At 71.3% G+C, this 10,757-nt stretch carries 10 protein-coding genes and 1 pseudogene; 6 read left to right on the forward strand and 5 right to left on the reverse strand.

What is annotated here, in order from left to right; translation table 11 throughout:
• Positions 1-509 (reverse strand): annotated as a pseudogene (locus tag M878_RS000000100225) (hypothetical protein); the annotation flags it as partial.
• A gap of 266 nt (positions 510-775) precedes the next feature.
• On the opposite strand from M878_RS000000100225, the gene M878_RS76365 reads away from it, so the two are divergent.
• Both M878_RS76365 and M878_RS76370 read left to right on the forward strand, forming a co-directional pair.
• Positions 776-1,198 (forward strand): hypothetical protein, encoded by a 423-nt coding sequence (locus M878_RS76365; RefSeq protein WP_209445560.1) that lies wholly within the window; start codon positions 776-778, stop codon positions 1,196-1,198.
• Positions 1,199-1,361: 163 nt separating this feature from the next.
• The gene (locus tag M878_RS76370) at positions 1,362-2,240 is read left to right on the forward strand and encodes a spermidine synthase (protein ID WP_023550363.1); all 879 of its coding nucleotides are present in this window, start codon (positions 1,362-1,364) and stop codon (positions 2,238-2,240) included.
• A gap of 163 nt (positions 2,241-2,403) precedes the next feature.
• Here M878_RS76370 and M878_RS76375 read toward each other — a convergent pair whose 3' ends face one another.
• Entirely contained in the window at positions 2,404-2,922 is a 519-nt protein-coding gene (locus M878_RS76375; RefSeq protein WP_023550365.1) for a superantigen-like protein SSL4, read from the reverse strand.
• Between the two features lie 98 nt (positions 2,923-3,020).
• Between M878_RS76375 and M878_RS76380 the strand changes: the two genes are divergently transcribed.
• The 4 genes from M878_RS76380 (at position 3,021) to M878_RS76395 (ending at position 7,113) form a co-directional block, all read left to right on the forward strand.
• Positions 3,021-3,728 (forward strand): response regulator transcription factor, encoded by a 708-nt coding sequence (locus M878_RS76380; protein WP_023550367.1) that lies wholly within the window; start codon positions 3,021-3,023, stop codon positions 3,726-3,728.
• Positions 3,725-5,116, forward strand: a complete 1,392-nt coding sequence (locus tag M878_RS76385; RefSeq protein WP_023550369.1) for a sensor histidine kinase — start codon at positions 3,725-3,727, stop codon at positions 5,114-5,116. Before M878_RS76380 ends, M878_RS76385 begins: the two co-directional genes overlap by 4 nt.
• Positions 5,117-5,248: 132 nt before the next feature.
• Positions 5,249-6,715: a glycoside hydrolase family 18 protein gene (locus tag M878_RS76390; RefSeq protein WP_031225879.1), complete on the forward strand. Its 1,467-nt coding sequence runs from the start codon at positions 5,249-5,251 to the stop codon at positions 6,713-6,715.
• An 86-nt stretch (positions 6,716-6,801) separates the two neighbouring features.
• Entirely contained in the window at positions 6,802-7,113 is a 312-nt protein-coding gene (locus tag M878_RS76395; RefSeq protein ID WP_023550372.1) for a trypco2 family protein, read from the forward strand.
• A gap of 216 nt (positions 7,114-7,329) precedes the next feature.
• Here the strand turns inward: M878_RS76395 and M878_RS76400 are convergent, their stop codons facing one another.
• The 3 genes from M878_RS76400 to M878_RS76410 form a co-directional block, all read right to left on the reverse strand.
• The gene (locus tag M878_RS76400) at positions 7,330-8,754 is read right to left on the reverse strand and encodes a GH1 family beta-glucosidase (protein WP_031225882.1); all 1,425 of its coding nucleotides are present in this window, start codon (positions 8,752-8,754) and stop codon (positions 7,330-7,332) included.
• Positions 8,755-8,895: 141 nt separating this feature from the next.
• Positions 8,896-9,789, reverse strand: coding sequence for a carbohydrate ABC transporter permease (locus tag M878_RS76405; RefSeq protein WP_023550376.1), 894 nt, complete (start codon positions 9,787-9,789; stop codon positions 8,896-8,898).
• Positions 9,786-10,757 (reverse strand): carbohydrate ABC transporter permease (locus M878_RS76410; protein ID WP_023550378.1); only part of this gene is annotated, 972 nt, incomplete at its 5' end. The genes M878_RS76405 and M878_RS76410, both read right to left, overlap by 4 nt.

Below are 10,757 nucleotides of genomic sequence, written 5' to 3' on the forward strand. Positions count from 1 at the left end.
CTCAGCGTGGCGGCGGCCATGGTGGCGCTTCCGCCGGTCATGAATGCGCGACGCAGCACGTCGCTCTCCTCGTGGTTCAGGTGGTCGTTCGCGTACGGCTCGTGCGGGTCCTGCACATCCGGTGTGTCATACGGTTCGAACGCCCCCGGCGTCTCACCCGCCCCCTGACGCCCATGGGTGATGAGCGCCTCGGGCGCGTCCGCCGCCGTACGCGCCGCGCGGCCGCGCACGGATGAGCGCGGCGCGAACCCGAGGTCGGTGAGCGTGCGACCGGGGAACATGTGCAGGAACACCCGTTCGTAGGCGTAGTTCGGGCAGCGGATCTCGCCCGCCTCGACCCTTCCGACGTAACGGGCGTCACAGCTCACCCGCTCACCGATCTCGCGCGCGGCGCGCCGTACGAGCGCCGCGAACTCGGCCGGTGAACGCCTGCCGCGCAGTTGCCGGAAGGCGAGGTTGGGCCGGGGTGGCCGTTCGGGCTGTGACGAGGTCACGGTTGACGACGCCATGGCCGGGTCCTCTCGTGCGAACCGTCGAACCATGCCGGATCCGGGACGGATTCGGGACGAGTTGTCCGAGTGGCGCCCTGGTTCCGGCGGGCATGAACGTACCTGCTGTGAAGGACCCGCCACGCTGTGTTTAGCTACAAACCGGATATCTCATCCATGATCTGCCATGAAGTGCCATCCTTTGCGGCGCACTTGTGCCGTAGCCGTTGACGCGCTCGTGCGTTGGACTCCATGGACCGCAACAGGGCTGTGTGGTGGAGGCCGGCATGGAGACCAGCCAGAGCAACGAACCTTGTACGCCGCCGTCGTCACCTCCGTCGCCGCCGTCGTCCGAGGAGGACCCGGCGGCCTGTGACCTCGTGACGGTGCCGGCCCGGCAGGGCCTCGAGGCGGTCGACATCCTGCGGCGCGGCGCCGGCGACGCGGTGGGGCCCGTGCTGCACGACGGCGGCTGTGCCACCCTCGGCTTCCTGGTCCCGGCCGGCACGGCGGCCTGCTGGGACGTGCCCGGCAGCACCTGCACGGAGACGGACGGACGCGGACTCACACCGAACCCCGAGCCACCGGTGGAGGGCTCCGACTGGCTGCTGCCGCCCGGCGACGCCGACCTCGCCACCGACCCTGTGGTGCTGCGCCGGGCCCTCGGGGAGGCGGCCCGCCTGATCGAGGCGGCCGACAACCGCAAGTGAACCGATGCGGCCGACAACCGCGAGTGAGCCGATACGCGGTCGACAACCGCGAGTGAACCGATGCGGTCGGCAGCCGCAGGTGAGGCACCGGCTCGCACCGGCCGCGCGGGGGCGGACCGCCGCCGGTGCGGCGCGGTCCCGGGCGACCTGCGAAAATGATGCGATGGGCAGGTCCAGGAACACCCGGAGCAGGCGGCGCGGGTCAGCCGCCGCCGAAGCCGTCGTGGAGGCGGTCGACGGCGGGCTCGCACAGCTCGTGCCCGACCCCGACCGGGGCCGCGCGTGGACGCTGCTGATCGACGGCGCGCCCCAGTCGCACGTCGACCTGGACGACCCGGCCCACCTGTCCTTCGAGTACCAGCGCCGCCTCGGCCATGTCATCGACCTCGTCGCCCCGCCCGGCAAGCCCGTGCACGCCGTGCACCTCGGCGGCGGCGCGTTCACCCTCGCCCGGTACGCCGCCCACACCCGCCCCCGCTCCACCCAGCAGGTCGTCGAGCGGGACGCGAGCCTGGTCCAACTGGTCCGCCGGGAGCTGCCGCTGGACCCGAACGCCCGGATCCGGGTCCGCTCGGCGGACGCCCGCGAGGGTCTCGCCAAGGTGCCGGACGGCTGGGCGGACCTGATCATCGCCGATGTCTTCAGCGGCGCCCGCACCCCGGCCCATCTCACCTCCACCGAGTTCCTGGACGAGGTCCGCCGAGCCCTGAAACCGTCCGGGGTCTACGCCGCCAACCTCGCCGACGGCCCGCCGCTCGCCCATCTGCGGGGCCAGATCGCCACCGCGGCCGCCCGGTTCGCCGAACTCGCGCTGATCGCCGACCCTGCCGTACTGCGCGGCAAGCGCTTCGGCAACGCGATCCTCGTGGCCTGTGACGCCCCGCTCCCGCTCGCCGAGCTCACCCGCCGCGCCGCCTCCGACCCGCACCCGGCCCGGGTCGAACACGGCAAGCCGCTCACGGACTTCACCGGCGGCGCCGCGCCCGTGACGGACGCGGCGGCCGTGGCCTCGCCGGCCCCGCCGCCCTCGGTGTTCCGCTGAAGAACACACGTAGGGGCGCGGGGCTGTATCGATATGCGGCTCCGCATGCGGCTCCGCCGCGATGGGGTCCCCGGGTGCGAGCGAAGCCGAGAACTTGCCGGAGCGACCAGCCACGGCGGACCCGCAGGCGAACCACGGCCCCTCTCGGCACTCCGAGCGGAGCTCAGTAGTTCCCGACCTCCACATGCGGCGGCCCGTCGTGCCAGGTGCAGAACACCGACACCCGGCTGGTGCCCCGGCTGAACTCCACCCGGATCCAGGTGTCGGTCTTCCACAGCTGCATCGACCAGCCGGCCCCCGGTGTCGCCGAGACGAGCGTGGCGCTGGACCCGCCCAGCTCGAACACGGCCCGGCCGCCGTCGGTGTCGTAGGACTTGACCTGGCCGGACGCCGCGGGAGCGGAGGCGGAGGCGGTCGGTGACTGGCTCGGAGTCCGGGCGGTGTGCGTCGGGGCCGGTGCCGCCGGGCTGGTCGACGGCCGCCGCGACGGGGACGGCCGCTGTGTCGCCGAGCCCAGGGACTGCGTGCCCTGCGTGGTCGTGTCGGCGGCCGTGATCGGCAGGGCGCGCGGCGCGTCGTACGCCGTCCCGGCCATCACCGTGTGCACACCCCACCACGACAGCGTGACCGCCGCTCCCGTCGCGAGCAGCCACGCCAGTACGTGTACGAGTCCTCTGCGCATCGCGGGCCATACTGCCTCAGGGGCACGGCCGTACGCACACCCCTCGGGTTATCCACAGGCTCCCGCCGGTGTGGGCCGCATGGCGTACGGTGCGGCGCATGGCAAGTGTGCTCGTGGTCGAGGACGACCAGTTCGTACGCTCGGCGCTCATCCGGCATCTGACCGACGCCGCACACACCGTGCGCAGCGTCGGTACGGCACTGGAAGCGCTGCGCGAGGTCGCCCATTTCCGTTTCGACGTGGTCATCCTGGACCTCGGACTGCCGGACCTGGACGGCTCCGAGGCGCTGAAGATGCTCCGCGGCATCACTGACGTGCCCGTCATCATCGCGACCGCCCGGGACGACGAGACGGAGATCGTCCGGCTGCTCAACGCCGGCGCGGACGACTATCTGACCAAGCCGTTCTCCGTCGACCACCTCTCCGCGCGGATCGCGGCCGTGCTGCGCCGGTCCCGCTCCGTGGGTGCCGAGGCCGCGCCCTCGTCCGTGCTCCGGGTCGGCGGCCTGACCGTCGACCCGCTGCGCCGTCAGGCCGAGCTGGACGGGGCCCGCCTCGACCTGACCCGCCGCGAGTTCGACCTGCTCGCCTTCCTGGCCGGCCGGCCCGGGGTGGTCGTCCCGCGCAAGGAACTCCTCGCCGAGGTCTGGCAGCAGTCCTACGGCGACGACCAGACCATCGATGTCCATCTGTCCTGGTTGCGCCGGAAATTGGGGGAGACGGCCGCAAGGCCCCGCTATCTGCATACGCTCCGGGGGGTCGGTGTGAAGCTGGAACCACCCATGGACGGGGAGCCGGCGCGATGAGATGGGCCCTGGTCAAGGTCTGCCTGGCGGTCACCACGATGGTCGTGGTCGCCTTCGCCGTGCCGCTCGGCCTGGTCGTCAAGGAGATGGCCCGCGACCGCGCGTTCTCGAACGCCGAGCGGGAGGCCGCCGCGGTCGCGCCCGCACTGTCCATCACCACCGACCGGGACAAACTGGAGCGGGTCGTGGCCTCCGCCGGCGCCGACTCCGGAATGGCCGTGCATCTGCCCGCGGGCAGCGGCCGGTCCGCGCTCGACCTCGGCCGGCAGCGTGCCGCCGACCGCGACATCCAGGCCGTTCGGAAACTGGGCCGGGCCTCCACGACCACCGTGGCCGGCGGATCGGCCCTGCTCCAGCCGGTCGCGCTCGGCTCCGGCGACATCGCGGTCGTCGAGGTCTACGTCCCCGAGGCCGAGGTGACCAACGGCGTCGGCACGGCCTGGGCGGTCCTCGCGGCCGTCGGCCTCGGGCTGATCCTCGGCTCGGTCGCGGTCGCCGACCGGCTCGGGGTGCGCATGGTGCGGCCCGCCCAGCGGCTGGTCCGGGGCGCGCACGAACTGGGCGAGGGCAGGCTGGGTGCCCGGGTGCCGGAGGACGGCCCGACCGAACTGCGGCTCGCGGCTGTGGCGTTCAACTCCATGGCCGACCAGGTCGTCCAGCTCCTCGCGAACGAGAGAGAGCTGGCCGCGGACCTCTCGCACCGTCTGCGCACCCCGCTGACCGTGCTCCGGCTGAACACGGCCTCCCTCGGCGCGGGCCCGGCCGCCGACCAGACCCGGGCCGCCGTCGCCCAGCTGGAGCGCGAGGTCGACACCATCATCCGCACTGCCCGGGACGCCAAGCCGCAGACCGTCGCGGCCGGTCCCGGTGCCGGGTGCGACGCGGCGGAAGTGGTCCGTGAGCGCATGGAGTTCTGGTCCGCGCTCGCCGAGGACGAGGGCCGTAAGTGGCGGGTGGCCGGCGTCGAGCGGCCGGTGCGGATACCCGTGGTCCGCGCCGATCTGGCCGCGTCCCTGGACGCCCTGCTGGGCAATGTCTTCCGGCACACCGCCGAGGGCACCGCCTTCGCGGTCGACGTGCACAACGGCGAGGACGCGGTGATCGTGCTGGTCTCCGACGCGGGCCCCGGCATACCCGACCCGGACGCGGCGATGGCCCGCGGCCGCGGCTCCGGGAGCGCCGGTTCGACCGGTCTCGGCCTGGACATCGTGCGCCGGCTTGCCGAGTCCACCGGCGGCGACGTCCGTATCGGCGCCTCGGTGCTCGGCGGCACGGAGGTCCGGATCTGGTTCCAGCTGGACGGGCGCAAGCCGGTCGGGCGCGGGCACCGAGGGTCGGTGCGAAGACGCCGATGGGGCAAAACGGTCGCGACTGGTCTCGACCATTAATCGTCTCCGATCCCTTCCTTAAGCGAACCCTAAGGTCTGCAAGGGCCGTCCCGATCAAGCGATTTGCCCGATTCCGGATCGCTAGCGTGCTGCCGCACCCCACCCCCGTGAACAGCGAAGGCAGGCACGCGCATGAGCACGCACCGGCGCAGGATCAGTGGCAGGAACAAGGCGATAGGCGGAATCGTGGCCGCGGCCGTCGTCGGTGGGGGCGCGGTCCTGCTCACAGGCACCGCCAACGCCGCGGGCGTGAACGCCGCCTACACCAGGACCAGCGACTGGTCGACCGGCTACACCGGCCAGTACGTCGTCACCAACAACAGCGCCCAGCAGGAGAAGACCTGGACCCTGGAGTTCGACCTCCCGGCGGGCGCCAGGCTCAGCTCCCTGTGGAACGGCGAGTCGACCGTCAGCGGTTCGCACGTCACCGTGAAACCCGCGAAGTGGGACACCGCGGGCCTCGCCCCCGGCAAGTCGGTGACCGTCGGCTTCGTGGTCGACGGCAGCGGCGCCCCGACAGGCTGTCGTATCGACAACTCCCAGTGCTCCGCGGACGGCGGCGCCACCCCCGAGCCGAGCGGCCGGCCCACCGGGACCCAGTCGCCGGCCCCGACCGCCACCCCGAGCAAGAGCGCGACCCCCACCCCGAGCAAGAGCGCCACCCCGACCCCCACCTCCTCCCAGAGCACCGGCAGCGGAACCAAGTCCGCCGCGGGCTTCGCCCCGTACGTCGACACCTCCCTCTACCCGGCCTTCGACCTGGTGGGCGCGGCCGGCGCGACCGGCGTGAAGAACTACAACCTCGCCTTCATCACCGACGGCGGCGGCTGCACCCCCAAGTGGGGCGGCGTGACCGACCTGAGCAGCGACGCGGTGGCCCAGCAGATCGGCTCGCTGCGCGCCAAGGGCGGCGACGTCCGGGTCTCCTTCGGCGGCGCCTCCGGCTCCGAACTGGCCACCACGTGCTCCTCCGCCGACGCGCTGGCGGCGGCGTACGGCAAGGCGGTCGACGCGTTCAAGCTCACCAAGGTCGACTTCGACGTCGAGGGCGGGGCACTGCCGAACACGGCGGCGAACACCCTGCGGGCGAAGGCGATAGCGAAGCTCCAGGCACAGCACCCGGACCTGGACGTCTCCTTCACCCTCCCGGTGATGCCCGAGGGCCTCACCCAGGACGGCGTGAACCTGCTGTCCAACGCCAGGTCCAACGGCGTGAAGATCTCCACCGTCAACATCATGGCGATGGACTACGGCTCCTCGTACAGCGGCGACATGGGCGACTACGCCCAGCAGGCCGCGACGGCCACCCAGGCCCAGGTCAAGGGCGTCCTCGGACTGTCCGACTCCGCCGCCTGGAAGGCGGTCGCGGTCACCCCGATGATCGGCGTCAACGACGTCTCCACCGAAGTCTTCAAGGTGGCCGACGCCACCCAGCTGGCGGACTTCGCCAAGTCCAAGGGCCTCGGCGGTCTGTCGATGTGGTCCGCGGCCCGCGACAAGCAGTGCGACGGCGGCGCGAAGAACTCCGCCGACCCGACCTGCAGCTCGATCGTCCAGGACACGTACGCCTTCTCGAAGGCCTTCGCCGCCTTCAACTGACGCCACCCCCCTGAAGGGGCGCGGCACCACGGTGGGGTGCCGCGCCCCCGGTAGCATCGGTGCATCCGGTGGACGAGGGGGTCGCAGTGATCGAACTGTCCGACATGATCCGCGAGTTGAGGGGACAGCTGACAACGGCCCTGGCAGACGGGGACGGACAGCTCGTGCGGTTCGAACTGGGACCGGTCGAGGTCGAGGCCACCGTCGCCGTCACCCGCGAGGCCGGCGCGGACGCCAAGGTGAGGCTGTGGGTCGTCGACGCGGGCGCCAACGGCAAGTACTCCCACGCACAGACCCAGCGGATCAAGGTCACCCTGACCCCGAAGGCCGTGCCGGCGGACGGCAGCCCGGTCCGGCCCTTTCTGATCGCGGGCGGCGAGGTCGACGGCGAGCGCTGACCCGGGTCTTCGGCCGGAGCGGATCGCCGAGATCACCGTCAGCCACCACCGCGCCGACGGCCCCGGCCGCCTCGCCGCGAGCCACGTGGACCGCTGGGCCGAAGGCCTGGACATGGTGGAACGATCCGCTCTGGAAGAACTGCTCGCCCGCCTGGGGCTGAACGAGTGACGACAGCGCGGCACCGAACCCGAGGTGCCGCCCCGCCCCTCCGCCCCTCACTCCGTCGGCAACACCCCCGTCCGAGCCGCCTCCCCATACCACCGCGCACTCGACTTGGGCGTCCGCTGCAACGTCCCGTAGTCCACGTACACCGCCCCGAACCGCTTCCCGTAGCCGTACGCCCACTCGAAGTTGTCCATCAGGGACCACAGGTAGTAGCCGCGCACATCGGCGCCGTCGGTGATGGCCCGGCGGACCGCCGACAGATGGCCGCGCAGGTACGCGATGCGCTCGGGATCGTGGACGCGGCCGTCGGGGTCGGGTTTGTCGTCGTAGGCCGCGCCGTTCTCCGTCACGTACAGCGGCAGGCCCGGTGCCTCCCTCGTGTACCGCATGACCAGGTCGTACAGGCCCGTCGGATCGATCGTCCAGCCCATCTCCGTGCGCTCGCCCGGCGTCTGGTGGAACCGTACGTCGTCGGCGCCCGGCCAGGGTGAGTGGTCGCTGGCGCCGTGGCCGTCCGCCCTCGGGCCCTCGGCCTTCCCCGGCGCGGCGGACACCAGGGACGGGGTGTAGTAGTTCAGGCCCAGCGCGTCCAGTGGGACGTTGATCGTGCGGGTGTCGCCGTCGTGGACGTACGACCAGTCGGTGATCGGCGAGGTCGACTCCAGCAGCGACGACGGGTACGCCCCGTGCAGCAGCGGGCCGTGGAAGATCCCGTTGGCCAGGTCGTCGATCCGGCGGGCCGCCGCGATATCGGCCGGGTCCTGGGAAAGCGGCCGTACCACCGAGGAGTTGAGACTGACCGCGATCTCGTTGCGGGCCGGCATCACGGAGCGCAGCGCCGAAGTCGCCAGGCCATGGGCGAGGTTGAGGTGATGGGCCGCGCGCAGGGCGGCCTCCGGGTCGGTACGGCCCGGGGCGTGCACACCGGAGCCGTAGCCCAGGAAGGCGCTGCACCAGGGCTCGTTGAGGGTGATCCACTGCTCCACCCGGTCGCCCAGCGCCTCGCCGGCCAGCTGTGCGTACTCGGCGAACCGGAACGCGGTGTCCCGCTGCGGCCAGCCGCCCGTGTCCTCCAGTTCCTGCGGCAGGTCCCAGTGGTAGAGGGTGAGGGTCGGCTTGATGCCGTGTGCCAGCAGCTCGTCCACCAGGCGGCGGTAGAAGTCCAGGCCGCGCTGGACCGCCGGGCCCCGGCCCGTCGGCTGCACCCGGGGCCAGGAGACCGAGAAGCGGTACGCGTTCATGCCCAGCTCGGCCATCAGCGCCACGTCGTCGCGGTAGCGGTGGTAGTGGTCGACGGCGATGTCACCGGTCTCACCGCCGGCCGTCCTGCCCGGCGTATGGCTGAAGGTGTCCCAGATCGAGGGCGTACGGCCGTCCTCCCGCACCGCTCCCTCGATCTGGTAGGCGGAGGTCGCGGTGCCCCAGAGGAAGGCGGGGGGAAAGGCCACGGGGGAGGGGGAAACGGAATCAGGCATGGAAGCGCTCCCATCTAGGTCGTAGGAGACCCAGGAAAGGGGTGGGGAGAGGAGAGGGGCCGGGTGGCGGTGCCCGGCCCCTTTTCAGCGGCGGTCAGCCCTTGTCAGTTCAGCCGGCGGTCAGCCCATGCCGGCCGGCGATCAGCCCTTGATCGCCCCCTGCATGATCCCGCCCACGATCTGCTTGCCGAACAGCAGGAAGGCGAAGAGCAGCGGCAGTGTGCCGAGCAGCGCACCCGCCATGATCACCGCCTGGTCCGGGACATAGCCGGTGCCGAGCGAGTTCAGGGCCACCTGTACGGTCGGGTTCTGCTGGTTCAGGGCGATGATCGGCCACAGGAAGTCGTTCCAGGCGAACACGAACGTCAGCAGGCCGAGCACCGCCATGGCCGGACGCGCGGCCGGGAAGACCACGTGCCAGACGACCCGCAGGCTGCTCGCCCCGTCCACCCGGGCCGCCTCGATCAGTTCGGCCGGCAGCGCCTGCACCAGGTACTGCCGCATGAAGAACGTACCGAAGGCGGTGACGAGACTCGGCAGGATCACCGTCTGCAACTGATTCGACCAGCCGAGGTCCGACATCCACAAGTACAGCGGTACGACGGCCAGTTGCGGCGGGATCATCATCGTGCCGATGGTGAGCAGCAACAGCAGGTTGGAGAAGCGGAAGCGCAGCTTGGCGAAGGCGAAGCCGGCCAGCGTGGCGAACAGCACCGTGCTCACGGTGATCGTGCCCGCCACGATCACCGAGTTGAGCATCGCGGTGCCCAGCCCCGCCTGCTCCCAGGCGCTCCGCAGGTTCTTGAAAAGGTTGCCGCCGAACCACAGCGGCGGCGGGGTCTCGGCCAGGCGCCGGTCGGTACGGGAGGCGGCAATGGCCGTCCACACCAGCGGGGCGAGGGAGACGAGGGCGAAGACGGTCAGGACGACGTAGGTCACCGGGCCCGCGTGCAGCTGCTTGCCCGCGCCCGTCACCCGGCGAGGCCTGACCTTCGCAGCCCTCGCCGCGGGCGGCGTCAGTTCACTGGTCGTCATGGGGACTTCCTCAGCCGTCGGGTGAGCAACAGATTGACCGCGGCGACGACCAGCAGGATCAGGAACATCGACCAGGCGATCGCGGACGCCTTGCCGAGGTTGCCGATGATCCAGCCCTGGTCGTACATGTACAGACCGAGCGTCTGGTACTGGTGCTCGGAACCGCCCTTGGACCCGCTGACCCCACCGAACAGCAGCGGCTCTCCGAAGAGTTGCGTCGCGCCGATCGTGGAGACAACGACCGTGAACAGGATGGTGGGCCGCAGCTGCGGGATCGTCACATGCCGGAACTGCTGCCAGCGGTTCGCGCCGTCGATCGCCGCCGACTCGTAGAGGTCGGTCGGGATCGCCTGCATCGCCGCCAGATAGATCAGCGCGTTGTAGCCGGTCCAGCGCCAGATCACGATCGACGACACCGCGCACCGCGAACCCCAGTCGGACTCCCGCCAGTTGACGGGATCCGCTCCGAAGAAGTGCAGGATCCAGTTGACCATGCCGCCGTCCCACGAATACAGCAGCGTGAACACCAGGGTCGCGGCGGCCACGGAGGTGGCGTACGGCGTCAGCATCACCACCCGCCACGCGGTCGAGCCCCGCAGCCGGTAGTTCAGCAGATGCGCCAGCCCGAGCGCGGCCAGCAGCTGCGGCACGGTCGAGATGACGCCGATGGTCAGGGTGTTCCGCAGCGCGTTCCAGAAGAAGTCCGAGGACCACAGGTTCTTGTAGTTGTCCAGGCCCGCCCAGCTCTGGTGGTCCAGCGCGGACAGCTGCACATGGTGCAGCGAGTACCAGGCCGTGTAGAGCAGCGGGACCAGTGTGAACGCCGCGAACAGGACGAAGAACGGGGACACGAACGCATACGGCGACGCCTTCATGTCCCAGCGGTACAGCCGGCTGCGCCAGGAGCCCGCGCCCGCCGGCGCACCGCGACCGTGAGCGCCCCGCGCCGCGCCCGGCGAGCTGCCGGG

The sequence above is a fragment of the Streptomyces roseochromogenus subsp. oscitans DS 12.976 genome, assembly GCF_000497445.1.
GTDB lineage: Bacteria > Actinomycetota > Actinomycetes > Streptomycetales > Streptomycetaceae > Streptomyces > Streptomyces oscitans.

Bases quoted from the DNA above. Each gene is read 5' to 3' on its own strand.
- M878_RS76365 (WP_209445560.1), top strand. From the start codon at position 776: ATGGAGACCAGCCAGAGCAACGAACCTTGTACGCCGCCGTCGTCACCT.
- M878_RS76370 (WP_023550363.1), top strand. From the start codon at position 1,362: ATGGGCAGGTCCAGGAACACCCGGAGCAGGCGGCGCGGGTCAGCCGCC.
- M878_RS76375 (WP_023550365.1), bottom strand. From the start codon at position 2,922: ATGCGCAGAGGACTCGTACACGTACTGGCGTGGCTGCTCGCGACGGGA.
- M878_RS76380 (WP_023550367.1), top strand. From the start codon at position 3,021: ATGGCAAGTGTGCTCGTGGTCGAGGACGACCAGTTCGTACGCTCGGCG.
- M878_RS76385 (WP_023550369.1), top strand. From the start codon at position 3,725: ATGAGATGGGCCCTGGTCAAGGTCTGCCTGGCGGTCACCACGATGGTC.
- M878_RS76390 (WP_031225879.1), top strand. From the start codon at position 5,249: ATGAGCACGCACCGGCGCAGGATCAGTGGCAGGAACAAGGCGATAGGC.
- M878_RS76400 (WP_031225882.1), bottom strand. From the start codon at position 8,754: ATGCCTGATTCCGTTTCCCCCTCCCCCGTGGCCTTTCCCCCCGCCTTC.
- M878_RS76405 (WP_023550376.1), bottom strand. From the start codon at position 9,789: ATGACGACCAGTGAACTGACGCCGCCCGCGGCGAGGGCTGCGAAGGTC.